Origin of the sequence: Ruegeria sp. HKCCA0370 (assembly GCF_013033705.1) — a bacterium.
Classification (GTDB): domain Bacteria; phylum Pseudomonadota; class Alphaproteobacteria; order Rhodobacterales; family Rhodobacteraceae; genus Ruegeria.
The window spans coordinates 194,825-221,087 of record NZ_WQEP01000004.1 but is presented as its reverse complement, the minus strand read 5'-3'; the positions used below and the strand labels follow the sequence as shown (position 1 = coordinate 221,087).

The 26,263-nt window shown below is 59.0% G+C and carries 26 protein-coding genes; 7 read left to right on the top strand and 19 right to left on the bottom strand.

Features of this window, described 5'->3' with window-relative positions; translation table 11 throughout:
- The first annotated feature begins 52 nt into the window (after positions 1-52).
- Entirely contained in the window at positions 53-661 is a 609-nt protein-coding gene (locus GOW31_RS11265; RefSeq protein WP_171118228.1) for a helix-turn-helix domain-containing protein, read from the top strand.
- Between the two features lie 54 nt (positions 662-715).
- Here GOW31_RS11265 and GOW31_RS11260 read toward each other — a convergent pair whose 3' ends face one another.
- The gene (locus tag GOW31_RS11260) at positions 716-1,486 is read right to left on the bottom strand and encodes a transporter substrate-binding domain-containing protein (protein WP_171118226.1); all 771 of its coding nucleotides are present in this window, start codon (positions 1,484-1,486) and stop codon (positions 716-718) included.
- Between the two features lie 121 nt (positions 1,487-1,607).
- On the opposite strand from GOW31_RS11260, the gene GOW31_RS11255 reads away from it, so the two are divergent.
- Genes GOW31_RS11255 through GOW31_RS11240 form a run of 4 tightly spaced genes read left to right on the top strand, consistent with a single transcriptional unit; the run spans position 1,608 to position 4,518 of the window.
- Positions 1,608-2,348: an amino acid ABC transporter ATP-binding protein gene (locus GOW31_RS11255; protein ID WP_171118224.1), complete on the top strand. Its 741-nt coding sequence runs from the start codon at positions 1,608-1,610 to the stop codon at positions 2,346-2,348.
- Between the two features lie 9 nt (positions 2,349-2,357).
- The gene (locus GOW31_RS11250; protein WP_171118222.1) at positions 2,358-3,116 is read left to right on the top strand and encodes an amino acid ABC transporter permease; all 759 of its coding nucleotides are present in this window, start codon (positions 2,358-2,360) and stop codon (positions 3,114-3,116) included.
- Positions 3,117-3,127: 11 nt separating this feature from the next.
- The gene (locus tag GOW31_RS11245) at positions 3,128-3,463 is read left to right on the top strand and encodes a carboxymuconolactone decarboxylase family protein (RefSeq protein WP_171170099.1); all 336 of its coding nucleotides are present in this window, start codon (positions 3,128-3,130) and stop codon (positions 3,461-3,463) included.
- A gap of 5 nt (positions 3,464-3,468) precedes the next feature.
- A complete protein-coding gene (locus tag GOW31_RS11240) occupies positions 3,469-4,518 on the top strand; it encodes an aromatic ring-hydroxylating dioxygenase subunit alpha (RefSeq protein WP_171170098.1) in 1,050 nt (349 codons plus the stop codon).
- 3 nt (positions 4,519-4,521) lie between these two features.
- Here GOW31_RS11240 and GOW31_RS11235 read toward each other — a convergent pair whose 3' ends face one another.
- Positions 4,522-5,625 (bottom strand): hypothetical protein, encoded by a 1,104-nt coding sequence (locus GOW31_RS11235; protein WP_171170096.1) that lies wholly within the window; start codon positions 5,623-5,625, stop codon positions 4,522-4,524.
- Positions 5,626-5,779: 154 nt separating this feature from the next.
- Between GOW31_RS11235 and GOW31_RS11230 the strand changes: the two genes are divergently transcribed.
- Positions 5,780-6,361, top strand: coding sequence for a carboxymuconolactone decarboxylase family protein (locus tag GOW31_RS11230; RefSeq protein ID WP_171170094.1), 582 nt, complete (start codon positions 5,780-5,782; stop codon positions 6,359-6,361).
- 51 nt (positions 6,362-6,412) lie between these two features.
- Here GOW31_RS11230 and GOW31_RS11225 read toward each other — a convergent pair whose 3' ends face one another.
- Entirely contained in the window at positions 6,413-7,345 is a 933-nt protein-coding gene (locus tag GOW31_RS11225; protein ID WP_171170092.1) for a hydrogen peroxide-inducible genes activator, read from the bottom strand.
- 107 nt (positions 7,346-7,452) lie between these two features.
- Between GOW31_RS11225 and katG the strand changes: the two genes are divergently transcribed.
- Positions 7,453-9,633 (top strand): catalase/peroxidase HPI, encoded by a 2,181-nt coding sequence (gene katG, locus GOW31_RS11220; RefSeq protein ID WP_171170089.1) that lies wholly within the window; start codon positions 7,453-7,455, stop codon positions 9,631-9,633.
- Positions 9,634-9,720: 87 nt separating this feature from the next.
- Here katG and GOW31_RS11215 read toward each other — a convergent pair whose 3' ends face one another.
- From GOW31_RS11215 to GOW31_RS11140, 16 genes are all read right to left on the bottom strand, one after another.
- The gene (locus GOW31_RS11215) at positions 9,721-11,235 is read right to left on the bottom strand and encodes a malonyl-CoA synthase (protein ID WP_171170087.1); all 1,515 of its coding nucleotides are present in this window, start codon (positions 11,233-11,235) and stop codon (positions 9,721-9,723) included.
- 101 nt (positions 11,236-11,336) lie between these two features.
- Positions 11,337-11,483, bottom strand: a complete 147-nt coding sequence (locus GOW31_RS11210) for a hypothetical protein (protein ID WP_171170085.1) — start codon at positions 11,481-11,483, stop codon at positions 11,337-11,339.
- Positions 11,484-11,567: 84 nt separating this feature from the next.
- Positions 11,568-13,082 (bottom strand): aldehyde dehydrogenase (NADP(+)), encoded by a 1,515-nt coding sequence (locus tag GOW31_RS11205; protein ID WP_171170083.1) that lies wholly within the window; start codon positions 13,080-13,082, stop codon positions 11,568-11,570.
- A 71-nt stretch (positions 13,083-13,153) separates the two neighbouring features.
- Positions 13,154-13,834, bottom strand: coding sequence for a GntR family transcriptional regulator (locus GOW31_RS11200; protein WP_152460603.1), 681 nt, complete (start codon positions 13,832-13,834; stop codon positions 13,154-13,156).
- A 190-nt stretch (positions 13,835-14,024) separates the two neighbouring features.
- Positions 14,025-15,050, bottom strand: a complete 1,026-nt coding sequence (locus GOW31_RS11195) for a proline racemase family protein (RefSeq protein WP_171170081.1) — start codon at positions 15,048-15,050, stop codon at positions 14,025-14,027.
- A 7-nt stretch (positions 15,051-15,057) separates the two neighbouring features.
- Entirely contained in the window at positions 15,058-16,161 is a 1,104-nt protein-coding gene (locus GOW31_RS11190) for a cis-3-hydroxy-L-proline dehydratase (RefSeq protein WP_171170078.1), read from the bottom strand.
- 15 nt (positions 16,162-16,176) lie between these two features.
- The gene (locus GOW31_RS11185) at positions 16,177-17,427 is read right to left on the bottom strand and encodes an FAD-binding oxidoreductase (protein ID WP_171170077.1); all 1,251 of its coding nucleotides are present in this window, start codon (positions 17,425-17,427) and stop codon (positions 16,177-16,179) included.
- 66 nt (positions 17,428-17,493) lie between these two features.
- Entirely contained in the window at positions 17,494-18,426 is a 933-nt protein-coding gene (locus GOW31_RS11180) for a proline racemase family protein (protein WP_171170075.1), read from the bottom strand.
- Entirely contained in the window at positions 18,417-19,376 is a 960-nt protein-coding gene (locus tag GOW31_RS11175; RefSeq protein ID WP_171118193.1) for a dihydrodipicolinate synthase family protein, read from the bottom strand. Before GOW31_RS11175 ends, GOW31_RS11180 begins: the two co-directional genes overlap by 10 nt.
- A 39-nt stretch (positions 19,377-19,415) precedes the next feature.
- The gene (locus GOW31_RS11170; RefSeq protein ID WP_171118191.1) at positions 19,416-20,138 is read right to left on the bottom strand and encodes an amino acid ABC transporter ATP-binding protein; all 723 of its coding nucleotides are present in this window, start codon (positions 20,136-20,138) and stop codon (positions 19,416-19,418) included.
- Positions 20,135-20,797 carry an amino acid ABC transporter permease gene (locus tag GOW31_RS11165; RefSeq protein WP_152460596.1) on the bottom strand — a complete coding sequence of 221 codons (663 nt, stop codon included), beginning with the start codon at positions 20,795-20,797 and terminating at the stop codon, positions 20,135-20,137. The genes GOW31_RS11170 and GOW31_RS11165 overlap by 4 nt, the downstream gene beginning before the upstream one ends.
- An 11-nt stretch (positions 20,798-20,808) precedes the next feature.
- A complete protein-coding gene (locus GOW31_RS11160; RefSeq protein ID WP_171118187.1) occupies positions 20,809-21,471 on the bottom strand; it encodes an amino acid ABC transporter permease in 663 nt (220 codons plus the stop codon).
- A 69-nt stretch (positions 21,472-21,540) separates the two neighbouring features.
- The gene (locus GOW31_RS11155; RefSeq protein ID WP_171118185.1) at positions 21,541-22,341 is read right to left on the bottom strand and encodes a transporter substrate-binding domain-containing protein; all 801 of its coding nucleotides are present in this window, start codon (positions 22,339-22,341) and stop codon (positions 21,541-21,543) included.
- Positions 22,342-22,785: 444 nt separating this feature from the next.
- A complete protein-coding gene (locus tag GOW31_RS11150) occupies positions 22,786-24,012 on the bottom strand; it encodes a Tm-1-like ATP-binding domain-containing protein (protein ID WP_171170072.1) in 1,227 nt (408 codons plus the stop codon).
- Positions 24,013-24,025: 13 nt separating this feature from the next.
- Positions 24,026-24,967, bottom strand: coding sequence for a phosphotransferase enzyme family protein (locus tag GOW31_RS11145; RefSeq protein ID WP_171170070.1), 942 nt, complete (start codon positions 24,965-24,967; stop codon positions 24,026-24,028).
- Positions 24,964-26,259 (bottom strand): aspartate aminotransferase family protein, encoded by a 1,296-nt coding sequence (locus GOW31_RS11140; protein ID WP_171170067.1) that lies wholly within the window; start codon positions 26,257-26,259, stop codon positions 24,964-24,966. Before GOW31_RS11140 ends, GOW31_RS11145 begins: the two co-directional genes overlap by 4 nt.
- Positions 26,260-26,263 lie beyond the last annotated feature (4 nt).

The following is a 26,263-nucleotide window of genomic DNA, read 5'->3' as shown; positions in this document are numbered from 1 at the left end:
GGTTCGGTGACATTTCTTTTGCCTTTTTCATACGTGTCGATAGGCTTCGCAAATGGAAGATTCACCTGTACTTTCCGCCGAAAAACCGCCGCTGGATCACCTGGTCGGGTCCGCGGTGAAAACGCATCGCGCGCTGGCCGGGTTGACTTTGGCCGAATTGTCTCAGCGGTCCGGCGTGTCCACGGCGATGATTTCCAAGATCGAGCGCGGTCAGGTGTCAGCCTCACTGGCGACGCTTGAGGCCCTGGCCGGTGGAATCGGCGTTCCGTTGATCAACTTCTTTGCCGGCACGGTCGAACGCACGGATGTATCATTTGTGGCTGCGGGCGAAGGTGTAACCGTGCAACGGTTGGGCACCGGTTTCGGGCACAGTTACAAGCTGATCGGTCGGGCGGAAGCGAAACATGTCAGTTTCGAGAGTTTCAGCGTTACATTGGAAGGTCCGTTGGACGAACGCCCGCTTTACCAACATCAGGGTGTCGAATTCATCCACGTCACCGCCGGCGAGATGGTCTATGGCTGCGGTGAAGCCGCTTATCACATGCGGCCGGGCGACAGTCTGAGTTTTGATTCAAACGCCACTCATGGGCCGTTGGAGTTGAAAACTGATACAGTCAGCTTTGTCACCGTGGTTGCCAAGGCCGTGTCGGGCGATAATTGAAAAACGCCCGGCGACCAAGCCGGGCGTTAGGGAATCAAGGTGATCCGAGAAAAGTCAGAGACCCCATTTCTTGCGGTTTTCTTCGAAGAACCCTTGCGCCTTTTTGACTTCGATCCAGTTGTTTACATAGTTGATCCACACCTGATCGGCCTGTGGCAGGATCATCGCGATGGGTGACGGCGAACGCGGGCCTGCGTTCTTCACGCGTACCACCGGAAATTTCGCCTCGAGGGTCGAGCCTTCGATGTTCGACGTGATGAAGACATCCGCGCGTCCTGCGATTACTTCCTGAAAACCGCGGGCCGGGGCCTCGACCACCTTGATATCTGCGTTCGGGAACCATTCGCGGACACGCTTTTCGAATGTTGTGCCCAGGGTGGTCGCGACTTTTACTCCGGGCTGGTTGATCGAGTCATAACCGTCAAACTTGTCGGCCTTGTCCTTGGTCGTATAGGGGAAGAGTTCCACCGAAATATAGCTGTCGGAAAAACCTGCGACCTTCATGCGCGGCGGCGAAATCGATGCCGATCCGGTCAGGTGATACTTGCCTGCCACCACACCGTTGACCAGTGTTTTCCAGTCGGTGGGGACATATTCGACCTCGACCCCCAGATCGGCGGCCAGCTCGTTCATGATGTCGATGTCGTACCCTTTGTAGCTGTTGGTTGCAGGGTCGCGGAGCGACATGGGATTCCAATCGCCCGTGGTGCCCACCTTGAGCACGCCGGAATCCAGCACCTCGTTCAGTGCAGATTGCGCCTGCGCAGCGCCTGACAAGACAAGTCCAAACGCAGCGGCTGCCGCAGCTTTCCAAAAAGTGTTCATCGGTTTCTCCCGTTGGTGGCGTTTCGACCTTGTGGCCGTATTCTTCATTGATTTAAGCCCAAAGGGAAAGATAACCTCAAGAAAATATTATACTGGGACTAAAACAGGGGCAGTTCATCTTATGCCAGACGCCGCAATCGAACTTGTGGGCGTGAACAAGTGGTTCGACACGTTTCACGTTCTCAAGGACATCAATCTGACGGTCAACAGCGGCGAAAAGGTGGTGATTTGCGGGCCTTCCGGGTCAGGAAAATCCACCGTTGTGCGATGTATCAACCAGTTGGAAAAACATCAGAAAGGCACCATCCGCGTAGATGGGATCGAGTTGACGGATGACGAGAAATCCGTGGCCAGGATCCGGTCCGAGGTTGGAATGGTGTTCCAGCAGTTCAACCTGTTCCCGCATCTGACCGTATTGGAAAACCTGACTTTGGGCCCGATCAAGGCGCGCGGTCTCGGCCGCAAAGAGGCAGAGGAAAAAGCGCGCCACTATCTGGACCGGGTGCACATTCCAGATCAGGCCGACAAAAAGCCCATTCATTTGTCGGGTGGTCAGCAGCAACGCGTCGCCATCGCCCGGTCGCTGTGCATGGAGCCACGTGTGCTGCTGTTTGACGAGCCGACTTCGGCACTGGACCCCGAGATGATCTCGGAAGTGTTGGACGTGATGGTCGAGTTGGCCAATGAGGGGATGACCATGGTGGTTGTCACGCATGAGATGGGGTTTGCCCGAAAGGTGGCCGACAAGATGATCTTCATGGATGCCGGTGAAATCGTCGAAGAAGGCAAGCCCGAACATTTCTTCACCAATCCTCAGTCCGATCGGTGTCGCAAATTCCTGTCCCAGATCCTGCAACACTGAGAGGGGCCGATGAAAAAACTTCTTCTCATTTTGCCTCTGCTTCTTCTGGCAGGCTGTTCGTCGTCGCAGACCTGGGGCTGGTACGTTATCGATCCGACGACGGCCTCGGGTTGGACCAATGTGAAATTCCTGATCTCGGGGATGGGCGCGACGATCCAGATTTCCCTGATCGCCGCCGTTCTGTCGATCGTCATCGGATTGCTGGTCGCCCTGCCGGGATTGTCCGAAAAACGTGGCTGGCGGGTTGTGAACCGGGTTTACGTGGAGTTCATCCGCGCCATTCCCCTGTTGCCGATGCTGTTCTGGGTGTTTTACGGCTTGCCCATCGTGTTTCAGTCGATGGGTCTGAACATCCCCATCGATCCCTTCTGGGGGGCGATCATAACGTTGGCGATTTCAGACAGCGCCTTTACGGCCGAGATCTATCGCGCAGGCATTCAATCCATTGCGCGTGGACAGCGCGAGGCAGCGCAGACCATCGGGCTGAACTATGTGCAGACCATGCGCTATGTGATCCTGCCGCAGGCGATCCGGCGCATTCTGCCGCCTTTGGCAAACCAGTTCATCTACATCGTCAAGATGAGCGCCTTTGCCAGCGTCATCGGGATGCAGGAACTGACCCGCCGGGCGAATGAACTGGTGGTGACGGAATACCGCCCGCTGGAAATCTACACCCTGCTGATTTTCGAATACCTGATCCTGGTTTTGATCATCTCAGCCGGGGTGCGCTGGCTGGAGCGTCGCATGGGCGCGGACGAGCGCGGATAAGGAGTGAAGAAATGAACTGGAAAGATTTCATGGCCGAGACCGAGGCCAATATCGGAACCTTCTCGAAAGAAGTGCCGGAAACCGTGCGCGGCTTTGGCATCATGGGCAAGGCGGCCAAGACTGACGGGGCGCTGAGCGAGAAAACCAAGGAGTTCATGGCGCTCGGCATTGCGATTGCGACCCGCTGCGACAGCTGCATCGGATTCCACGTGCGTGCGCTGGTTCGGCTGGGCGCCAACCGCGCTCAGATGTGCGAGGCGTTGGCCATGGCCACCTATATGGGCGGGGGGCCGTCCTATGCCTACAGCGCCAAGGCGCTCAAGGCTTTTGATGAGTTTTCGGAGTAAGAAACATGCGTCCTGATCTGGCCGGAGCAGAGGGGTTTATTCGCAACAGCTGGTACGTCGCCGGACGGTCCGAGGATTTTGGCTGCAGCCTGAGCGCCGTACGAATGTTGGACGAAGAGATCGTGATATATCGTGACACAGCGGGCAAAGCGATCGCGTTGGAGGACGCTTGCCCGCATAGAAAGCTGCCGCTGTCTCGGGGCACCATCGAAGGGGATCATGTGGTTTGCGGCTATCACGGTCTGACATTCGGCTGCGGCGGTGAATGTGTCAGCGCCCCGACACAGCTGGACAATCCTCCGCGCCGTGCCGCCGTGCATGCGTACCCGGCCGAAGACCGCTGGGGATTTCTTTGGCTGTGGATGGGGGACCCGGACAAAGCCAGAATAGACGATATCATCGACATCCCCAATTTCGACAACCCGTCCTGGGGCAAGACCCGGACCGGTGCGATGGAGATGGCGTGCCATTACCTTTACATTATCGACAACCTGCTGGATCCAAGCCATGTGGCCTGGGTGCATCTGACCTCGTTTGCCGGGGCGGGAACCGACAACCGCCCGCTGGATCTTGAAGAAACCGAAACCGGCGTCATGGTTTCGCGCTGGATCACGGATGAACCCGCGCCGCCCTACTATGCGCCGATACTGCCGTTCGGGCCAAGCTGCGACCGCAAGCAGCATTACGAATGCCGTCTGCCGTCCACTGCGATCAACATGTCCATTTACACTCCGGCCGGAGAAGGCGGGGCGGATCGGCCGATGTCGTCCAATGCCTTTGTCAATATTTCGTACAACTTCATCACACCGGTCGATGCGGAAACATCGCGGTATTTCTGGTTCCAGCACCGCAACATGCACGCGGATGACACAGCCATGTCGCAGCGTATGTTCGAAGGCGCGGTCATGGCCTTCAACGAGGACAAAGAGGTTCTGGAACACGTTCAAACCGGCATGGCGCGGCGCAAGACCGGCTATATCAACCTCGGGCTGGACGCGGGCGCGATGCGGTTCCGCGCGCGGGTTGCAAAGCTGATCGCGCAGCAGGCCGGCTGATCATCAGGCCGACAAGCGCCCGTTCGCGCCTTGGCCCACGTGTCGGGCCGGGGCGTCGAACACCGCTTTGATGCAGGGATACCGGTCGAGAATTTCAGCCCCACCGGGCAACAGATCGGCCCGGAGAACACCGGCATCCCAGATCGAAACACCATCCACGCGGATCGTCGGGTCCAGCACGTTCAGTGAAATCTCACCCGGCGCATAATGCCCGCATGTGTGAAAGTGCAGCAGACGCGGATTGCCAAAGGCCGACCCGCTCCAACGTTCAAAATTGCTTCGCGCCGGGGTCGTGTAGGCGCAGCCCGGGTGGATGCCTGCGTGCCAGGAATGCATGGTCAGGGGGTCAAGGTCGAACATCTTGCCGACTTTTTCGTAATGCATCTGCGCGCAATGCACATCCATGGGATGGCCCTCAAAGCCGGTCAGGCGGTTGTTTTCGAACCGTATGGTCAGCGGTTCGCGCAGGTCGCAGCCGTATGGTTCGTAGAATTTCGAACCGGTGCCGACCAGAAACCCGTCCTGAACCAGCACGCCGGAAAACCCCTGCGCGGGAACCGGGGCAAAGACCGACATCGGAAAACGCGCCACGCTGACATCCGCGGCACCTTCTGGGGGGAAGGCGGCGCCGGGGCCGGCGAAGTCGGTGCCCAATGGGCAGGTCACGTGGATGTGCCCGGCATTGGCCAGCAGCCGGTTAACCGCGTTTTTCAATTCAACGAACCCGGTGTAGTTGGCGCGCCCGAAACCCGAGGCCAGCATTCCGGCGTCCAGCGCATATGACATGATGGGCCGAACGTCCCTCATTCCTGCGTCGAAACGAATCTGATCGCCGGAGCGGGACAGAAACAAGGTGCGATCCGCCATCTCCATCGCCGTTTTCAGATCCGCTGGCAGCGATGAACCCATGGGATCGAATGCGAGGGTTTGAACTGCGGTCTTGATCCGGTTCTGTCGCGCGCAGTCCACGATAGCCTCGGTGATATCGGCATCGTAATACCCGTTGGCCGCATCTTCGCAGACCACAAGCAACTGGTCGCCCGCCGTCAGGCCGCCGCATCTGAACAACAGGTTTTCGGCACCTGCCATAAGATCTGGACTGTGCATTCGCGTTGATCCTCAACAAAATCCCCCGCGCTGGTATTTTACATCTTTCACGTTTCCGTGATCCAGAAAAAATTTCATCTTAGGAAAAAAATTAACTGACATGCCTGTGGGCTTTGTACATAAGCTGAGCCCGAACAAGACAGGAGACACAGCAATGAGCGCTTGGATCGATATGATCTCGGACGACAAGGCCGAGGGCCGCCTGAAAGAGCTGCTGGACAAGGCCCGCACCCCTCATGGCACCGTGGACACGGTCATGCGTGTGCATTCATTGCGGCCCGAAACGATGAACGGGCATGTGACGCTGTACCGTTCGGTCCTGCATTCCGATGACAACCAGTTGCCATTCTGGTTCCTCGAAGTTGTCGCCAGCTATACTTCGATCCTGAACGATTGCACCTATTCACTGACCCATCACTTCATGAACGTGCGCAACCTGCTGAAGGATCAGCCGCGCAGTGACCGGATTTTCGTCGCGCTCAAGGCGCATCGGCCCGAGGATGAATTCGAGGGCAAGGAACTGGCGCTGCTGCGCTATGCCGCCAAGCTGACGACGGATGTTGGCAAAATGGTCAAGTCCGACTTCGAAGCGCTCAAGATTGCTGGCTGTGAGGATGGCGAGATCCTGGAGGTCAATCAGGTCTGCGCCTATTTCAATTATTCAAACCGGTTGCTGAACGGGTTGGGTGCAACGACCGAGAATGATGTGATCGGCTATTACAAGGGTGACGACTGACGAGTTGCGCCGGGTCTGGCCTTCGTGCCGAGGAACATTGTTTCGGGCGGGTCAGCCTGTTGTTTCAGGCTGTGACGGTTTCACGCCCCACGTGTTTTCCTCGGCTGTTTTGCGGATGATCGCGCCGATCTTCAACAGGTTTTCGCTGAGCGGGTTGGTCTTTCGCCAGATCAGACCAATCGTCCGTGTCGGCGGCGTGTCCTGAAACCGGGCAATGGACACATCCGCGGATCGGGTTTCCAGCCCGACCGCCATTTCCGGTATCAGGGTCACACCGATGCCGGCGCCGACCATCTGAACCAGTGTGGAAAGCGAACTGCCCTCCATGATGTGCTGCGGTTCGATGTTGCGGATCGAACAGAAGGACAGGGCCTGATCCCTGAAGCAATGCCCCTCTTCCAGCAACAGCAGGCGCATGGTTCTGAGCTGCGAGGAACTTGGCATCGGCAGGTCGGCATCCTGCGCCGGGCGAACCAGCAGAAAATCTTCGTTGAACAGCGAGAACTCTCGGAGGTTGGGTTCCGAGACGGGCAGGGCAACGACACCGAAATCCAGTTTCGAATCCAGTATTTCACCGATCAACGTCTTGGTTATCGTTTCCTTGGGTTCGATGGTCAGTTGTGGGAAACGCTGCGACAAAGCTTTGATGATCGAGGGCAGCAAATAGGGCGCGACCGTGGGAATGACCCCGATTCTGATGCGGCCGGACAGGGGGCCTGAGGGAGATTGCACCAATTTCCCCAAATCCTCGACCCGCGTCAGGATTTCGCGGCCATGTTTCAGCACGTCCTCGCCAAGTGCTGTCAGGCGGGTTTGCCGGGCCGCGCGTTCGACCAGCGGCCCACCCATGATTGCCTCCAGCTCTTTGATTTGTATGGAAAGCGCAGGCTGCGATATCGCACTGGCCGCGGCGGCCTTGCCAAAGTGGCCGTGCGTGGCGAGCGCCTCGAAATAGCGCAGGTGTTTGAGGGTGAGTGCTTTCATATGAAAAATTAATCACAACGATAGTAATTACAAATTTCCAATTATCGAAGCCGTGGGGTACGAGTCAAGATATCTGAACCCCTAGGTAAATACTCAGGAGATTTACAATGGACGGTACCCCCCACAATCACCAATCCGGCGGCTGCCCTGTCATGCATGGCGGCAATACTGGTACGGGCAATTCCGTCACCAAGTGGTGGCCGGATGCGCTGAACCTGGACATTCTGAGCCAGCACGACACGCGCACCAACCCGATGGATGCGGATTACAATCACCGAGAAGCGGTCAAGGGCCTGGACTTCAAGGCGGTTCGTGCCGATGTCGAGGCGTTGCTGACCGACAGCCAGGACTGGTGGCCGGCTGACTGGGGTCACTATGGCGGGCTGATGATCCGTCTGGCGTGGCACTCGGCGGGGTCTTACCGTCTGGGGGATGGTCGAGGTGGCGCCGGTTCGGGCAACATCCGGTTCGCGCCGCTGAATTCATGGCCGGACAATGCAAGCCTGGACAAAGCCCGCCGTCTGCTGTGGCCGGTGAAAAAGAAATACGGCAACGCGCTGTCCTGGGCCGATCTGATCGTTCTGTCGGGCACGGTGGCGTATGAATCCATGGGATTGAAGACCTTTGGTTTCGGCTTTGGTCGCGAAGACATCTGGGGCCCCGAGAAAGATGTTTACTGGGGTTCTGAAAACCAGTGGCTGGCCCCGTCCGAGAACCGCTATGGCGATCTGGAAACCCCCGGCACGCTGGAAAACCCTCTGGGTGCGGTGCATATGGGACTGATCTATGTGAACCCCGAAGGCGTGAACGGCAATCCGGATCCGGCCAAAACCGCGATGCATATCCGTGAAACCTTTGCGCGTATGGCGATGAATGACGAAGAGACCGCGGCATTGACCTGCGGGGGCCATACCGTCGGCAAAGCCCATGGTGCGATGCCCGGCGACAATATCGGCGCCGAACCCGAAGCCTGCCCGGTGTCCAGCCAGGGTCTGGGATGGGAAAACCCTGATCAGAACGGCAAAGCGGCCAACGCCTTTACCTCGGGGATCGAAGGGGCGTGGACGAAAGAGCCGTTGAAATTTGACATGGGCTATTTCGACTACCTGTTCGGCTACGAGTGGGAACTGGGCAAATCACCCGCAGGTGCCCATCAGTGGCAGCCCGTCGACATGCCCGAAGACGAAAAGCCGGTCGACCCGACCGACCCCACCGTTCGTCGCATGCCGATGATGACCGATGCGGATATGGCGATGAAGGTCGACCCGACCTACAACGCGATCTGTCAGAAATTCATGGCGGATCCGGACTATTTTGCCGATACATTTGCACGTGCCTGGTTCAAGTTGACTCACCGCGACATGGGTCCGCGCGTCAACTATTATGGCCCGGACGTGCCGTCGGAAGATCTGATCTGGCAGGATCCGATCCCGGCTGGTTCGACAGATTACGACATAGATGCCGTCAAGGCCAAGATCGCAGACAGTGGCCTGACCATCGCCGAGATGATCACCACCGCCTGGGACAGTGCCCGAACCTTCCGCGGGTCGGACAAGCGCGGCGGCGCAAATGGCGCGCGCATCCGACTGGCGCCGCAAAAGGACTGGGCAGGCAACGAGCCCGAACGTCTGGCGAAAGTGCTGGGTGTGCTGGAGCCGATCGCGGCGGAAACCGGCGCCTCGGTTGCCGACGTGATCGTTCTGGCGGGCAATGTCGGGCTGGAGCAGGCGATCAAGGCCGCAGGCTTTGACGTGGCGGTTCCGTTCTCGGCCGGTCGCGGCGACGCGTCGATCGAGCAGACCGATGTGGACAGCTTCTCGGTACTTGAGCCGCTGGCGGACGGGTTCCGCAACTGGCAGCTGAAGGAATACGCGGTCTCGCCAGAGGCGATGATGCTGGATCGCGCGCAACTGCTGGGTCTGACCGCGGCCGAGATGACCGTTCTGGTCGGTGGTCTGCGTGTGCTGGGTGCCAACCATGGCGGATCGCCGCATGGCGTCTTCACCGACCGGTTAGGCCAGCTGACAACCGACTTTTTCGTCAACCTGACGGATATGTCGCTGAGTTGGCATCCGGTTGGCGGAGGCACCTATGAGCTGCGCGACCGCGCCTCGGGTGAGGTCAAGTTCACCGCAACCAGCGCTGATCTGGTCTTCGGATCGAACTCGATCCTGCGCAGCTATGCTGAGGTCTACGCTCAGGACGACAATGCCGAGAAGTTTGTGCGCGACTTTGTGGCGGCATGGACCAAGATCATGAACAACGACCGGTTCGATCTGGTTGCCTGAAACATATAGTAAATCAGGCGGGGACACCCTCGCCTGATTTTCTTTTCAGGGGGTGCATCCGCTGATCCCCGCTTTGCCGAGACTCACTCACACAGTCATGAAGAGATCTTTGAATCGGTCACGCAGAATGTTCTTTTGAACCTTGCCCATCGTGTTGCGGGGCAACTCATCCAGAACGATCAGCTTGCGCGGATGCTTGAACCGGGCCAGACCTTCGCGGACCGCGACCGTTATCGCCTCCGGATCAGGGGTCTGGCCGGGCTCTGCCACGATGACACCAACAACCGTTTCACCGAAATCGGGATGTGGCACGCCGATCACGGCGCTTTCCAGAACACCGGGTTGATCATCGAGAACCATCTCGATCTCTTTTGGGTAGATGTTGTAGCCGCCCGAAATGATCAGATCCTTGTTGCGACCGACGATATGGACGTACCCATCCTCGTCGATGCGGCCCAGATCACCGGTGATAAAAAAGCCGTTGTCGCGCAGTTCGGCAGCGGTTTTTTCAGGCATCTGCCAATACCCTTTGAAGACGTTGGGCCCGCGCACTTCAATTATGCCGATCTCGCCCGCAGGCAGGGTATTGCCGTCTGAATCACAGATCTTCAGTTCGACCCCGGGCAGTGGGTGCCCGACCGTTCCGGCGCGCCGCTCGCCGTCATATGGGTTTGACGTGTTCATGTTGGTTTCAGTCATGCCATAGCGTTCAAGGATGCGATGACCCGTTCGTTCTTCGAACTGCACATGGGTTTCCGCCAGCAGTGGTGCCGACCCGGAAACGAACAGGCGCATATGGGTGGCCAGTTCCCTGGTAAAACGCGGTTCGTCCAACAGGCGCGTATAGAAGGTCGGGACGCCCATCATCGACGTGGCACAGGGCAATTTGTCGATGATCTGGTCCAGATCGAATTTGGGCAGCCAGATCATGCATCCACCTGCGGCCAGCATGATATTGGTCGCGACGAACAGCCCGTGCGTGTGAAAGATCGGCAGGGCATGCAGCAGCACATCCTGCGAGGTGAAGCGCCATTCCTTGACCAGTGTCCGTGCGTTCGACAGCAGATTGTTCTGGGTCAGCATGGCGCCCTTGGACCGGCCTGTGGTTCCCGACGTGTAAAGGAACGCTGCCAGATCCTCGCCATCGCGGGCGACGGTTTCGAAACGTGTCGGCATGGTCGCGGCCAAATCTGTCAGAGACCCGGTGCCATCCGCGTTCAGTGTCTCTACCCGGGCGCCCAGCTGCGCGCCGACAGGGGTGAGTTTTCCTTCTCTTTCGGTGTCGCAGATAATCAGCGAGGCCCCGCTGTTTTCGATGAAATAGGTCAATTCATCGACCGTGTAGGCGGTATTCAGCGGCAGGAACACCAGACCGGCCTGGGCGCAGGCAGCATAAAGCGCCAGCGCCTCGGGGGTTTTTTCAACCTGCGCCGCAACGCGGTCACCGGGGTTCAGGCCCAAATGCGTGGCCACATGCGCAATCTGCGCCGCTTTGCCGAGGAAATCCTGGTGAGAGATCGTTGTCCCGTCCAGCAGCTGCAAAAAAGGTGTGCCTTTGCCGGCGTGGATGCCGAACAGGCCGTCATACAGAGGGTTAGCCATCAGGTTTACCTTTCTTGAGATATGAAAAGAGAGGTGGATGCAGCGAGGAAATTGATCTCGAATGGGGCGATCATCTCATGGGTCGTGGCGAATTGGTTTTGCTACTGGGCAACACGGGTCATTTCATACAGGTAGTTCACCAAAGTGCCAACGGATCGGGCCGTGATTGCGTTGCCCTGAACCGAATGAACAAAAGCACTGTTACCCAAAAGAAACTGTGCAATTGGATCCAGGGGCGTGTGCCTCATTCCCCTGACACTGCGCAGTTGCAACCGCCGACACCCTGCTGCGCATCGTGCTTTCAGGGTATTGGCGGGTGTCGACCGATTTCTCTATGAGAAGTGTTCCGGCAGCAATGCATCCGGCAGATTCTGATAGCAGACAGGACGCAAGAAACGTCGGATCGACAATGTGCCCACGGATGTGGCACCGAAATTGGTCGAAGCCGGGTAGGGGCCGCCATGGACCATGCTGTCACATACCTCGACCCCCGTGGGGAAGCCATTGGCCAACACGCGCCCGGCTTTGCATTCAAGGATCGGCAACAGGGACTGCGCCATGCCCATGTCGGCCTCGTCCATATGCAGGGTGCAGGTCAGCTGCCCGTGCAATCCGCGCGCGACGTTGTGCATTTCGTCGGGTGTCTCGGCAGTCACGATGATGCCCAGCGGGCCGAACACCTCTTCCGCGAGGGATGTGTTGGCCAGCCAGGTTGCGGCGCTTGTTCGGTAAAGGAAAGGGGTCGCATCGCGCTGATCGCATGTCGAAGCCAGAACCTCGTGAACGCCAGCGGTTTCAGCAACACGGGCCTGACCGTTGCGATAGGCTTTGGCGATGCCGTCGGTCAGCATGGTCTGCGCCGGAACTTCGGTCAATGCGGCCTGTGCGATCTCAGCGAAACGGTCCGTTGCTTCACCTGCCGGCATCACGACGACGCCCGGGTTGGTGCAGAACTGACCAGCGCCCATCGTCAGCGAGCCGGCCCAGCCTTTGGCGATGTCTTCACCCCGGTTTGCCAGTGCCGCATCCAAAATGAACATGGGATTGACCGATCCAAGCTCACCAAAAAACGGAATCGGTTCGGGGCGCGCGGCGCACAGGTCGAACAGGGCGCGACCGCCCGCAAGCGATCCGGTGAATCCGACCGCCTTGATCAGAGGGTGCTGCACCAAGGCTGAACCCACAGCCGGTCCGCCGTCTTGGATCAGACTGAAAACGCCGGGATGAATGTTGCAACGGCGGATGGCCGCAAGGATGGCTTCGGCGACGATCTCGCCGGTGCCCGGATGGGCGCCGTGGCCTTTGACGACAACCGGGCAGCCGGCAGCCAGTGCGGCGGCGGTGTCCCCCCCGGCGGTGGAAAATGCCAGCGGGAAATTTGATGCGCCGAACACCGCGACCGGGCCGATCGGGCGCTGGATCATTTTCAGATCGGGCCGTGGCAGGGGTGCACGGTCCGGCAGCGCGCTGTCGTGGCGCCGGTCCAGATAATCGCCGCTGAGGATATGCGTTGCGAACAGCCTCAGCTGCCCCGACGTGCGGCCCCGCTCACCTTGCAGCCGAGCCTCGGGCAGGCCGGTTTCCTGAGTGCCAATCTCGGTGATTGCATCGGCGCGCGCTTCGATCTCGTCGGCAATGGCGTTCAGAAAGGCGGCGCGTTCTTCCCGAGTGGAATAGCCATAACTCCAAAACGCCTCTTCTGCGGCCTGCGCAGCAGCGTCGACGTCTGAAATGCGGCCTTTCGAAAAGTCATGCGATGGCCCATGTGCGGGTTGTGATGCAAAGAAATCGTCACCAGCAAGCCAGTTGCCGGCGATCAGATGCTTGCCGTGCGGAGTAAAGGTCATTTGGGCCTCGTGTTTCGGGATGTCAGATTAATGGATAATGTATCCAAAATGACAGGACATGCAAGACCGCCCTAGGGTTCGTCTGTCCCGCGCTTCGAGGCGATCATTTCCAGAAGCTGTTCCTTGGTCCGGCGAATATGCTGGGCCAAGACCTCGCAGGCTTTGTCCACATTGCCTTCCCGGGCCAGCCGCAACAGATCACGATGCTCCTTTTTTGCGGGTTCGCGCTGTTTCATCACGCTCAGATGCATCCTGACATAGCGATCCGATTGCAGGTTGACGCGGTCCAGCAATTCGTTGGTCAGCTTCCGCTGTGACGCCGCATAAAGCGCCGAGTGATACTGATAGTTCAATATCCCCCACTTGCCGACGTCATTTTCATCATACGACGCTTCCATCTGCTTGAGGATTTCGTCGCAACGCGCAAATTCCCCTGGGCCCATATTCGGGATGGCCCGGCGGAACAGATCGACTTCGATCAGGATGCGAAGATCGAAAATTTCACCGATTTCGTCGAGGGAATGCTTGGTCACCGAGCCGCCGCGATTGTTGGCCCATTGCACCAGACCTTCGGCATTCAGGCGCTTCAGCGCCTCGCGGATCGGCATGCGAGAGACATCATATTCCTCGGCCAGTGCTTCCTGCCGGATCGTCTCACCCTCGGCGAGTTCGCCGCTGAGGATACGTTCACGCAGATCATTTGCGATGACGTCCGGTAGGCTTTGTTTCGTGATCGCGCGTTTTCCGGCCATTTCCAATATCCCGCCACGGTTTTTGGATACAATTACCCGCAATCACGGACTTTTCCAAGCCGAACTTGGATTTCGACCCATGTTCAACCCCTGCCCGAGATTTGAAAAAAGGCCTGAATCTGATGATGAAACCGCAACGAGGCCGCGTATCTTCAGGCTTTTCCGTTTTCGAAAACCGTGCCTGCTGACGTCAAACGCCCCAGGTGTCAGACAGGCGATATCCACTGGGCCATGGATCGTCAGGGTCCAACATGTGCTGATGAATTCCGGTGATCCAACCGCGACCGCTGATTTCAGGAACGATCGCCGCGCGGCCACCGACCTGCGCAGTGTCAATGATCCGCCCGGTGAATCGCGATCCGATGATCGAGACAGCCTCGAAGGTCTGGCCGGGTTTCATCACCCCCTTGGCCGCCATCAGCGCCATGCGCGCGGATACAGCGGTGCCCGTCGGCGAACGGTCGACCTTACCCGGCTGGATCGCCACGGCGGACTTGCCGCTCAGGCCGGTTTCCGTTTCATTCAACGGGCCGCAAAAGGCGCAGAACGATATATGATCCCAGTCCGGGTTCTCGGGATGCGAGAATCCAAGCTGCTCATTGGCGGCGTTTGTGATCTTAACCCCCAGCCGGGCAATGTCGCGGGCCTCGTGGTCGACGATTGCGAACCCAAGCGCCTGCGCATCGACGACCACGAAACTGTCGCCGCCATAAGCGGTGTCTACCGTTATCGTGCCCAGTCCGGATACCTCAAGCGGGACGGACAGCTTGTCGGCGAAACTGGGCAGGTTCTGGACAAAGATGCGCTGTGCCTTGCCATCGCGGCATTCCGCACGTACCCGGACCAGCCCGCCCGGTGCCTCGAGCACCATATGGGTTTCCGGCTCGTGCATTGGAATGATCCCGCCATCCAGCAACACGGTTGAGACACAGATCGAGTTGGACCCCGACATGGGCGGCGTGTCTTCGGGTTCCATGATGATCCAGGCGGCGTCCGCCTCGGGGTGTTTTGGCGGAACCAGAAGGTTGACATGCCGGAACACACCACCGCGTGGTTCGTTCAGAACAAAGTTGCGCAGGGTCTGGTCCCGCGCAATGAAGCTTCGCTGTTCCCAGAGAGTGTCGCCCGGCGGTGGGGCGACACCCCCGACGATGACATCCCCAACCTCACCTTCGGCATGGGCCGAGATCACATGTACGGTTTTGCTGCTGCGCATGTTTACATCAGCTATATTGCGCGACGGGGGCACCCAGCGCGTCGAAGATCGGTGTGACGCCCAGACCGGGGCGATCTGCTGCGGTCATCCGGCCATTGACTCGCTTTGGCGCGCCCTCGGCGATGTCCACGGTACCATAGGAATTGAAATCGGTGGCCGAGAACGTGAACTCGGACGGTGTCGACCGCGCCAGATGAGCGATGGCGGCGGTGGTGATATCGCCCCCCCAGGTGTCTTCGATGGTCATCGGGATACCATGTGCGACGCAAAGATCGCGCATCAGCCTGGCTTTGCTCAAACCTCCTACCTTTGAGATTTTCAGGTTGATCACGTCCATGGCGTCGTCGGCAATGCTGCGGACCAATGTGTTGGGCGTGTCGATGACCTCATCCATCACGAAGGGCAGCGCGGTGCGCCGGCGGATCGACACGCATTCCTCATAAGTCAAACAGGGTTGTTCCACATAGACATCCATGCCCGCGATGGCGCCTACGACACGCGCGGCCTCGTGCCGGGTCCAGCCAGTGTTGGCATCCGCCACCAGCAGGTCGGTCTTTTTCAGAACCGCGCGGGTGGCGTGAATGCGGTCGATGTCGTCATTGGCGTCGCCGCCCACTTTCAGTTGAAACTTCGTATAGCCTTCGGCCGCATAACCTTCGATCTTTTGCGCCATGATGTCCGGTGCTTCCTGGCTGATCGCGCGATACAGCACCACGTCCTGTTGCGCGTCGCCGCCCAACAGGGTGTAAAGGGGTTGCCCGGTCGCCTTGCCCAGCAGATCCCAGCAGGCGATATCAACAGGCGCCTTGGCATAAGGGTGGCCACGCAGGGCGCCATCCATGGTGCGATTGATCTGGCCGATATTCAGCGGATCCTGCCCGATCAGATGTGGCGACAATTCCGCCAGCCCGGCCCTGACGCCCAGTGCAAAGGACGGAAGATAAGCCGATCCCAGCGGGCAGCATTCGGCATACCCCTTGAGACCTTCATCCGTGATGATCTCGAGAACGGTGCTGTCGAAGACTTCGACATAGTTGCCATTGGACCAGCTATAGCGACCTTCCTTCAGCGGCAGATCCACCTGATATACGTTCAGTGCAGTGATTTTCATGTGGTGTTCTCCTGATCAGAAGCGTGTGGATGCGAAAGGCTTCATGTCGAGCGCGGGCTTTGTGTTCGTGACCAGATCCGCGACCAGTTCCGCCGTGCCTGCGGATTGCGTCAAACCCAGATGGCCATGTCCGAAGGCGTAAGACACCTGTGGCGCACGCGCCGAGCGGTCGATCAGCGGCAAACTGTCGGGCAGCGACGGCCGAAAGCCCATCCATTGCGTGCCGCCTTCCAAGTTCAGGCCAGGCATGAAGCGCCCGGCCTTTGCCAGAAGCGCGTCGGCGCGTTTGTAATTGGGCGGCAGTTCCAGCCCGCCCAACTCGACCGCGCCACCGATGCGCACACCGCCGTTGATCCGCGTCACCACAAAGCCGTGGCCACCGAATGTCAGATGGGTGCGCAGATCAAAGGCCCCTTGGGGCAGGGTCGTGTTGTACCCGCGCTCGGTTTCCAGAGGGATGCGATCACCCAGGGTTTTCGCCAGGTGATGAGACCACGCCCCGGCGGCCACGATCACCTGTCTTGCATCAATTTCACCGATCGAAGTCGTCAGACGAACGCCCGCATCCATGGGTGTGAGCGCGCTGATTGTCGCGATTTCGACCTGACCGCCACGGGCGGTGAACCGGGTGGCCAAATGTCTTGTCCAGCTGGCCGGATCGACCGTGTTCATCCAGGTGGGTGTAAAACCCGCATGGGTAAATCGTCGGTCAAGCCCGGGCTGGATTTCCGCAATAGCGTCGGGGTTGTCCAGCAGGTCAAAGGGGATGCCGTGATCCTTGCGCCTGTCCCATGTGGGCAGACTGGCGCGGAATTCTGCTTCACCCTCGAACACCTGCAACTGGCCGTCGCGTTGCATCAGCGCTTCGCCATCGACATCCGCGATCTGGCGTTCCAGCGCCGCGCGGCTGTGATCCATCAAAGCAGCCTGCGCAGACAAGGCCGCAGCATAGCGATCCTGCCAACTGGCCCGCCAGAACCGCAGCATCCACGGCGCGATGTTCAAAGCGTAAGAAGGAGGAATTGAAAGTGGACCCAGCGGGTCAAACAGCCATTTCGGAGCCTTGCGCATGATCCCGGGGGTGGCCAATGGCACGATGTCGGTAAAGGCAAAGGCTCCGGCGTTGCCCTTCGAGGCACCGGCTCCTACGCCTTCGCGATCCAGCACCAGCACGCGCCGGCCGCGTTTTTGCAATTCAAGTGCGGTGCTGATGCCGATGATACCGGCACCGATCACAACGATATCCGTCGGGTTGTCTTGCAGCATGGCCAGATCTTCTCAAACTGTGGCTCGGTTCCGGGGGCTGGATTGCGCCAGTCCCCGATAATTTTGTCAAAGAAGGATCCCACCGCGGAACGGATCGTTTTGCGCGAAAATCAATGTGCCCTCGGCCATGATATGCGCCTGCCCGGTCAGGGTCGGAATGATGCCGTCATTGGGACCAGGCTGAAAGCTCAGCCGGTAAGAGCTGCCGATCACGCTTTCCTGCACGATCTCTTGCCCCGGATCCAGAACCCCATCCGCGGCCAGACAGGCCAGACGCGCCGAACTGCCGGTCCCGCACGGGGATCGGTCATATTGATCGTCCGGGCACAGGACGAAATTCCTGCTGTGAACGTCTTTGTCCGGGGATTTGTCCTGCAAGATCACGTGGTCCACCGGTTCCCCGTTTTCGCCACGCACGTTCTGGTCGATGCAGGCTTTGCGAATTGCAATGGTCAGATCGGTGAGGGCACGGATGTTGCCGGGCGTCACGTCCATCGGGCTGGGATCGACAATGAAGAACCAGTTGCCACCATAGGCCAGATCGCCGGTCACTTTTCCATGGCCTTCGACGTCAACCGACACCGAAGCCTTGACCCGGCGGCTTTCGATATTGGTGACGCGCACTGTATTGGCGTCCAACAGGTCAACCGAGATGACGCCGGCCGGCGTTTCGACCCTGTGCGTCCCCGGACCGATCCGGCCCAGATGGGCCAGAGTGACCCCAAGGCCGATGGTGCCATGACCGCACATGCCCAGAACGGCGTCGGCATCGAAATAGATCACGCCGGTTTCGCAGCCAGACGTTTCCGGGGCCACCAGAAGCGCCCCGACCATGCCGGGTTGACCGCGTGGTTCCAGAAGGATCGATTTGTAGAATTCCTTGTGCTCGGTGGCCAGGCGTTGCGCGCGCTCGACCAGCGGGCCCGACCCCAGATCGGGGCCGCCGTTCAGGATGACCCGCGTCGGCATGCCTCCGGTATGGCTGTCGATCACATGCATTCAGCGATGACCCCGCCCTGGCTGGACCAGTCGGCAAACCAGGTGCGGAACAGTTTGTATTGCTGTTCGCAATAGTTGCGCTGGGCATCCGTCAGCTCGTCGGTTTCGTTGAAGTGCAAGCGGTATTCCTCTTCACCGTTCAGGACCAGCAGGTGCTTGTAGTACAGCACCAGATCGGTGCCTTCGTCAAAGCTGGCCAGCACGCCAAAGGCTTCTTCAAGCTCGCGCGCGCGCAGGCGCGCTTCGGCATGGCCCGCCGCCGCCTTCTGGCACAGGGCGGCCAGCAGCAGTGCCTCTTTGGGCAGGGCAGTGCCGATACCGGTAATCGAACCCGTGGCGCCGCAGTTGACGAAGCCATGATAAACCTCGGTGTCCACGCCCACCATCAGCGTGACCTGATCATCCTTCGAGGTGATGTGTTCCGCGGCGTAGCGCAGGTCGCCTTTGCCTCCGAATTCCTTGAACCCGACAAGGTTCGGATGATCTGCACGCAATTCCAGGAACAAATCGGCGCGGGTGGCGAAGCCGTAAACGGGGCTGTTGTAAATGATGGCCGGAATATCCGGCGCGGCTGACAGGATTGCCTTGAAGTGGTTGCGCTGTGCCGGGATGGACGATCCGCGCGACAGCACACGTGGGATGACCATAAGCCCTGCCGCGCCGACCTTTTGCGCATGTGCAGCCAGCGCCACGGCAGATTTCGAGTTTATCGCACCGGTGCCGACGACGACAGGAAGGCCGGCGTCGATCAGGCGTTCGACACCTTGCATGCGTTCGGCATCCGACAGCAACGGCCAGTCGCCCATCGAGCCGCAATACACCACGGCCGACATGCCGGCCTCGATCATTTCCTTGCCCTTTTTCACCAGGGCATCGAAATCCGGAGTCCGGTCGGCTTTGCACGGGGTCATCAGGGCTGGCATGGTGCCGGTAAAGATATTCTTGGACATGAAGGTGATTTTCCTCGTTGTTTCAGGGGGCCAGTGCACTCAGCGCACGTTGGCCAGGAATTTACGGGTGTGTTCGGATTGCGCATCACCGAATATCTGCCCGGGCGGACCGATCTCTTCCATCACGCCCTGATGGAAGAAAGCAACCCGGTCCGACACATCGCGTGCGAAACCCATCTCGTGCGTGACACAGATCATGGTCATCCCTTCTTCGGCCAAAAGGCGCATCGTGTCGAGAACCTCGCCCACCAGTTCGGGATCCAACGCTGACGTCGCCTCATCAAACAGCATGTATTCCGGCTCCATCGCAAGCGCGCGGGCGATGGCCAGACGCTGTTGCTGGCCACCCGAAAGGGCGGATGGGTAGACGTCGAGCTTTTCGCCCAGGCCAACATGGGTCAGTTGGCGGGCGGCGATATCGCGGGCTTCTGATTTTGACAGTCCTTTGACGATCTTGGGGGCCAGCGCGACGTTTTCCAATGCGGTCAGGTGGGGAAAGCTGTTCCATTGCTGAAACACCATTCCCAGCTTTGTGCGCAGCTTGTTGATATCGGTGCCTTTGGCATGAACATCTGTGCCATCCACTATGACCGAGCCTTGCTGGATCGGTTCCAGCCCGTTGATGCAATACAGCAGGGTCGATTTACCGGAGCCCGATGCGCCGATCACCGACAGGACCTCTCCTTTCTGCACATCTAGATCGATGCCCTTCAGCACATGCAACGCGCCGAAGTACTTGTGCAGGTCGCGAATTTCGATCATTGGGCCCACCTTTTTTCAAGAGACGCGGAATAGCGCGAAATCGGATAGCTGAGCGCGAAATAGAACGCGCCTGCGATTGTCAGGATCAGGAAAGGTTCCTGCGTCCGGGTGATCAGGATCTGACTGGCCTTGAGCAGTTCGACATAGCCCAGCACCGAAACCAACGCGCTGTCTTTCATCACTCCCAATGCGACACCGACCCAGGCCGGGAACACCGCGCGCCCGCCAATCGGGAAGACGACATAGCGCAGATCCTGCCAATAGGTCATGCCCAGACTGCGCGCGGCACGGCGCATCGGCGCACCGACGGCCTCGATCCCGCCGCGTGCGACATTCGCAACCAAGGCGGCCGTGTAGATCGACAGGATCACCACGCCCGAGGCGAACGGATCCAGATTGAGCCCGACAATGGGCGCAAAGTTGTAGAACAGCACCAGTTGGATGATCAGCGGGACGGAACGGAAAACATCCAGAAACGGGGCCACTGTGAGGGCTGCGGCCAGCTTGCCCTCGTACAGGATCCACCCGCATACCACGCCAAGAAGCGTTCCGATGGATATCGACAGAACCGAAATCCAGAGTGTCCGCAGGGCCGCTTCGCCCAGAAACCACAGATCATTGATGGTGAAGCCGCTGAAAAAGCTGACAGTGGGTTCCATCCGAGCGTCCTTCAGTAGCGAAAGAGCCGGGTCGCCAGCAGGCGTGAGGCTCCGAGAATGATTTTGACGATCACGTAGTAGATGATCGCGGTGACGGCGAAATATTCAAAGATGCGGAAGGTGCGCGAGGCAAAGAACTGCGTCTCGCCTGACAGCTCGCGGAAACCGACCAGCATGCCCAGCGAGGACATGAGCACGGCCCAGACCATCTGATTGGTGATCGGGTGATAGACGATGCGAAACACCTGCGGGATCACCACGCGTGTGTAAGCCTGCCACGCGGTCATGCCCAGAGAACGAGAGGCCCGCAGTTGCGTCTCGGGGACGGCCTGGAAACCTCCGCGAAAGTTTTCGGCCAGATAGCCGGCGCAATTGAAGGTCAAACCCGCCAGCACGATGAAGTAAGGCGACAGGTGCAGGCCGAATGCGCCAAGCCCGAAGCCGAAAAAGAACAGCTGAAACAGGGCGGGCGTGTTTCGGGCCAGTTCAACCCAGGCCGAGGCGAACCAGTACAGCGGCCCCTTCAGGTGCAGCCGCGTCAGCGCAAGACACAGGCCGATGAGGATGCCCAGGATCATCGCCAGAACCGCGACTTGCAAGGTCAGCAGCGATGCCTCAAGCAAGTCCGGCAGGCTTTTCATGACCGGCCGCCAGTGGAAGTTGTAATCGAACACAGGTTTTTTCCGAATTGACCGGCTCCTTCGCCGGGCGAAACCCGACGAAAGAGCACTTGGGGGGTGAAATCAGTACATCACGCCGGGGATGCGCAGCTCGGGTGCTTCACCTCCGACATATTTGCCCCACAGTTCCTGGTACCGGCCCGAGCGCACCTGATGCGTGACAAACAGGTTCAGGAAATTCAGCCAGGTGACGTCCTGTCGTTTGCCCACGACCGAGGTGTAGTCGGTGGTCCAGGGCATACGGGGGCCGGCCAGCACGGTTTCATACTGCTGGGTGATCGGCAGAACGGCGGTGTTGGTGGTGATGCCGATATCGGCCTTGCCCTGCGCGACCGCCAGAAACACCTCGTTTTCCGACTGATAGCCCTGATAATTGCCTTCCTCACCCCATTCGGCGGCAATCTTCAGCCATTCCTGTTCCGGCACGGTGCCAATCGCGGCGGCGACGCGTTTGCCGCGGATGTCTTCGAAGGTTTCGATCCCGCTGTCCGCGTTCACGACGCCCTGCGCATAGTAGATTGCATAGGGAATGCTGAAGCCCACGGTCCGCGCCCGTTCAAGGCTGTCCGAGGTTGCGCCGAACACGACGTCGGCGCGCCCGGTCACGATGACCGGCAGGCGTTCGGCCCAGGTCAAAGGCAGGATTTCCGCATCAACTTCAAGCGCCGCGGCCAGATCATTGCAGTAATCCACGTCAAAACCCGCCGGTTCGTTGCTGGCGTCGCGATACCCGATCGGCGGAAAGTCCAGAACAACGCCGCAGCGAAGAGTACCGCGATCCACGACATCGTCGAGCGTGTCCGCCATCGCAGGACCTGTTGTGAAAGTGGTGAAGGCCGCCAAAGCGACGAGTTTCTTGAGCATGTGATCCTCCCTGAATCAAAGATGCGATCACGAATAAAGGATATTGGATCCAACATCCATAAAAAATTTCCACCGGCAACAGAAACGGGCCCGTACCCGGCTACAGGATGGATTAAGTGTTCAAGAAACGCCCTTGGCTGATTGATCGTCTTGGGGGTGGGGGCAAGCCGATCATCCAATCGTTCAAAACGTTGTGGAGACGCTTTTGGCGCAACATCCAATGAAGGACCGGTCATTCTGATCCGGTCCGCGTTGCGCAGCTTGCAACGGGCCGGGATGGACGTAGAAAACCCCAACACGTTCTGGAACCGTCCGCCTGAGGACTGGGTGCCCGAGGGTCACGGAACCGACCTGCACAACCCGGACAGGTGCCCCCATTCGCTGAAAGACAACGCGCAGGGTTGTTTTTCCCTTTCCCGATGCTGCCAATGGCGTTCAGTCTGTTCAGATGACGCCGGTTTCCACCCACGTGTCAAATCGCGACAGAACAGCTTCGCAGAAAGCCGCGTCGTTGATGTGAACATCCAGCTCGGTCATCGGCACCCGGCCGGGCATGACCTTGCGCGCCTCGTCCACCATTTCTGCCAGAGCCTCTGGATCATGCGCCTCTTCGCCTTCCCTGTCCCAGGCCTCGACGCCCTGAACGGGCAAAAAGAAATGCACCGGCCCGGTTGCGGCTTCCAGCCGGTTGGCGAGTTCCCGAATCCAGGCGCGCCGTTCGGCGCCGTTGAAGACCGAGCTTTTGATCAGGCGGTTGTGTTCGTGGAACGGGCGATCGGCATATTGTTCGGGGATGTCCTGCCAACCCGCAAAATCCAATAGATCCAGCGCACCGGGTGCCACCATCTGGGGCGTTCCTACGCGCCCGGCATTGGTGACCCGGTCATCGCCGCTGGACACGACAGAGCCCGCCATCAGGTTGCCAAATTCCTGCATGCAGAAGTCCATCACGCAGGCAAACGCGCCTTCGCCCGCCAGTTTTTCATAGGCCATGCCGCCCATGCCGGTAGAGTGGAACACGGCCACTTCAAAGCCGCGGTCTTCCAGTGCCGGTTTCAGAATTTTCATGTAGCGCAGGCAGGACGAACCAAGGCTGGTCATCCCGATCAGAGGTTTGCTGCGATCGGGTGCGGTCGCTGCCCTGGCTGCGCCCACGACGGCCCCGGCAGCCTGGCTGAGCGACGATTTGCAGATCGAATTCATGCCATACAGGCCGCCGGCCCACAGGATCATCTGAACATCCGGCGCCAACCGGTGCGGAGGGATCAGAGGCGAGAAGCTGACCGTTGACACGATATATTTGGGAACGCCCATCGGCAAAGCCTGTGCACAATCCAGCGCAAGGTCTGTGCCCATGGTCCCGCCCGTGGCCAGCATCCCGTCAAATCGACCTTCTGAATAGGCCTGTGCAACAACTTTTGCGGCCCCTGCGGACATCACGCGAAAGGCTTTGTTCTCGTCTCCTTGCGCGATGACCTGTTCTATTGTCATGCCGCCGGCAGCGGCAACGTCGTGTTTCGAGATATCCGTCGATTCGGACGCATCACCCAGAACCGATACATCCATGGTCAGCACGTCAGCGCCCTGCGCTCTGACCGCCTTTTCGATAAACCGCATTTCGGGCTCTTTGGTATCATACGTACCAATCAGCAGGATTGTCTTTTGGGCCATTGGTGCCTCCTGTCTAGGTGTGCTGTTGAAGGTATTGGGACATCAACGCCCGGGCGGTTTCAATGAACCGCTCATTGCGTATACCCGATCCATCTTCGTTCAGTCGGGATGCAACCCATCCCACATAGGTTACGGCGCGCAGTGCCATGAACAGGTCGAGTTGGCGGGTGCAGATCGGTCGTTCAGATCGATACCCCGCCAGCAAAGCACCGCGCAGCTGGTTGAAATCAGGTTCGTGCAGGTTCTTGAGAAGCATCGTTGCGATATCAAACAGGCGAAAACCGAACCCGGCATCGTCGAAATCAATCAGCCACAGTACGTCACCGTCAACCATGACGTTTTCGCGGACAAGATCGGCGTGGATCAGCCCGTAATCCAAATGATTTTCCACGCGCCGAAGGTCACGATCTGCGATATCCCGGAACGCCAGGAACAGGGCCCGGTCCGTTTTTCCAAGCGTTGGGTTTTCCCAGAAACGACCCCAGACAGGGGCGTCCCCAAGCAGCCCGCTGCGATCCCATGACCAACGCACGAAGTCCTGAGGAGGTGTCCATTGGTCGCTGATGTGGTGCAGCCGTGCCATTTCCCGGCCGATTGAGCAAAAGACGCCTGTCCTGTCCTGATGCGTCAAAGCCTGTCCTGTCGCACCCAAAGGGCGACCCGGCAACCAGTCGAGTATGTCGACCTGAATACCGTCCACCAGATGCAGATAGCGCCCATCTGCGGCCGGAACGGGCGTTGGAACCCGGACCCCGTTTTTGCCGAGAACAGCCATCCACTGTAGCTCTGACCGGAGTTCGGCATCCGTTCGCAAGCCCTTGCGATGCAGTCTCAGGGCATAGGCGGTCTGGCCTGCCTGAACGCGATAGACGAGGTTTTCCCGAGCCGCCACAAGAGACGCCTGGCCATCAGCCAGCCCCCAAAGGGACAGCGCATGTTCCACGATCTGCTTCATGCCACCAGCGGCGTTTCCGCCAACACGTCGTCCAGCGTGTCGAAAAGAAGATCCGCGTTTTCGACAGAGAATGGCATGGGCGGGCGAATTTTCAGAGTATTCTTGTGACGCCCAAGCTTGGAGTGAATGATCCCGCGCTGGCGCATGGCGTTGATGATACGGTCAGTGAATTCACCGGCGGGTTCCTTGCTGTCGCGATCAAGGACCATTTCAGCCCCGAATATCAGCCCCGAGCCGCGTATGTCTCCGATGACGTCATATTTTTCTTTCAAAAGGTTCAGCCGTTTTCGCGCATGGTCGCCAACGGATCTGGCATGTGCGACCAGGCTCTGGTCTTCGATCTCTTCCAAAACCGCCATCGCGGCAGCACAGGAAACAGGGTTTCCGCCAAACGTGTTGAAGTACCGATATCCCTTGCGGAATGCCGAAATGATCTCGGAACCTGTGACCACGCCGCCTACTGGATGGCCGTTGGCCATGGGTTTGCCCAAGGTCATGACATCCGGCACAACGCCCAACTTCTGATGCGCCCACATGTGGGTGCCGGTTCGGCCAAAGCCTGATTGCACCTCGTCGCAGATCAGCAGGCCCCCGGCCTGGCGGACGACCTTGGCCGTGGGTGCCAGCCAACCGTCCGGATTGTCGGGAAACCCCTCGTTCAGAAAATAAGGGCAGAGGATCAATGCGGCAAAACCGGTGCCGGCCTTTTCGTGTTCCGCAATCTGTTCCGCCACGGCATCGGCGAATTTTGACCCATCCGGGTCGGGATGGCGATAGCTGTCGGGTGCGCTGACAAAGCGGAAATACCGGCCCAGACCGAAGCCGACCGTCGGGATGTTCGATTTGCTCAACTGGCTGACCAGCGCGGTATTGCCGTGATAGGTGGCGTCGGTGGCAATAATCCCTCGTTTTCCGGTCATCGCCTCGGCCATTCGCAGAGCAATGTCATTTGCCTCGGAGCCGGTACAGGTGAGGATGGCCGTATCCAGGGAGTCGTCCATCGTTCCGGTCAGTTTTTCCACATAGTCCAGAATCCCGTCATGCAGATACCGGGTGTGCGTGTTGAGCGTGCGCGCCTGACGACAGATCGCCTCGACCACGCGCGGGTTGCAATGCCCCACATGAGGCACGTTGTTGTAGCAATCCAGATACTTGCGCCCGTCCGCATCCCACAGCCAGACGCCTTCACCTTTCACGAAATGAACGGGTTCGTCATAGAAGGTCGATACATTTGGCCCCAGCAACCGGGCCCTGCGTTCAATGAGTTCCGCGGATTTTGCTGGAAGGGTCATGCGG

Bases quoted from the DNA above. Each gene is read 5' to 3' on its own strand.
- GOW31_RS11230 (WP_171170094.1), top strand. From the start codon at position 5,780: ATGAGCGCTTGGATCGATATGATCTCGGACGACAAGGCCGAGGGCCGC.
- GOW31_RS11205 (WP_171170083.1), bottom strand. From the start codon at position 13,082: ATGACCTTTACTCCGCACGGCAAGCATCTGATCGCCGGCAACTGGCTT.
- GOW31_RS11150 (WP_171170072.1), bottom strand. From the start codon at position 24,012: ATGGCCCAAAAGACAATCCTGCTGATTGGTACGTATGATACCAAAGAG.
- GOW31_RS11190 (WP_171170078.1), bottom strand. From the start codon at position 16,161: ATGAAAATCACTGCACTGAACGTATATCAGGTGGATCTGCCGCTGAAG.
- GOW31_RS11250 (WP_171118222.1), top strand. From the start codon at position 2,358: ATGAAAAAACTTCTTCTCATTTTGCCTCTGCTTCTTCTGGCAGGCTGT.
- GOW31_RS11200 (WP_152460603.1), bottom strand. From the start codon at position 13,834: ATGGCCGGAAAACGCGCGATCACGAAACAAAGCCTACCGGACGTCATC.
- katG (WP_171170089.1), top strand. From the start codon at position 7,453: ATGGACGGTACCCCCCACAATCACCAATCCGGCGGCTGCCCTGTCATG.
- GOW31_RS11155 (WP_171118185.1), bottom strand. From the start codon at position 22,341: ATGCTCAAGAAACTCGTCGCTTTGGCGGCCTTCACCACTTTCACAACA.
- GOW31_RS11235 (WP_171170096.1), bottom strand. From the start codon at position 5,625: ATGCACAGTCCAGATCTTATGGCAGGTGCCGAAAACCTGTTGTTCAGA.
- GOW31_RS11260 (WP_171118226.1), bottom strand. From the start codon at position 1,486: ATGAACACTTTTTGGAAAGCTGCGGCAGCCGCTGCGTTTGGACTTGTC.
- GOW31_RS11145 (WP_171170070.1), bottom strand. From the start codon at position 24,967: ATGAAGCAGATCGTGGAACATGCGCTGTCCCTTTGGGGGCTGGCTGAT.
- GOW31_RS11210 (WP_171170085.1), bottom strand. From the start codon at position 11,483: ATGAGGCACACGCCCCTGGATCCAATTGCACAGTTTCTTTTGGGTAAC.
- GOW31_RS11180 (WP_171170075.1), bottom strand. From the start codon at position 18,426: ATGCATGTGATCGACAGCCATACCGGAGGCATGCCGACGCGGGTCATC.
- GOW31_RS11175 (WP_171118193.1), bottom strand. From the start codon at position 19,376: ATGTCCAAGAATATCTTTACCGGCACCATGCCAGCCCTGATGACCCCG.
- GOW31_RS11245 (WP_171170099.1), top strand. From the start codon at position 3,128: ATGAACTGGAAAGATTTCATGGCCGAGACCGAGGCCAATATCGGAACC.
- GOW31_RS11225 (WP_171170092.1), bottom strand. From the start codon at position 7,345: ATGAAAGCACTCACCCTCAAACACCTGCGCTATTTCGAGGCGCTCGCC.
- GOW31_RS11170 (WP_171118191.1), bottom strand. From the start codon at position 20,138: ATGATCGAAATTCGCGACCTGCACAAGTACTTCGGCGCGTTGCATGTG.
- GOW31_RS11240 (WP_171170098.1), top strand. From the start codon at position 3,469: ATGCGTCCTGATCTGGCCGGAGCAGAGGGGTTTATTCGCAACAGCTGG.
- GOW31_RS11140 (WP_171170067.1), bottom strand. From the start codon at position 26,259: ATGACCCTTCCAGCAAAATCCGCGGAACTCATTGAACGCAGGGCCCGG.
- GOW31_RS11265 (WP_171118228.1), top strand. From the start codon at position 53: ATGGAAGATTCACCTGTACTTTCCGCCGAAAAACCGCCGCTGGATCAC.
- GOW31_RS11165 (WP_152460596.1), bottom strand. From the start codon at position 20,797: ATGGAACCCACTGTCAGCTTTTTCAGCGGCTTCACCATCAATGATCTG.
- GOW31_RS11215 (WP_171170087.1), bottom strand. From the start codon at position 11,235: ATGGCTAACCCTCTGTATGACGGCCTGTTCGGCATCCACGCCGGCAAA.
- GOW31_RS11195 (WP_171170081.1), bottom strand. From the start codon at position 15,050: ATGCGCAGCAGCAAAACCGTACATGTGATCTCGGCCCATGCCGAAGGT.
- GOW31_RS11255 (WP_171118224.1), top strand. From the start codon at position 1,608: ATGCCAGACGCCGCAATCGAACTTGTGGGCGTGAACAAGTGGTTCGAC.
- GOW31_RS11185 (WP_171170077.1), bottom strand. From the start codon at position 17,427: ATGCTGCAAGACAACCCGACGGATATCGTTGTGATCGGTGCCGGTATC.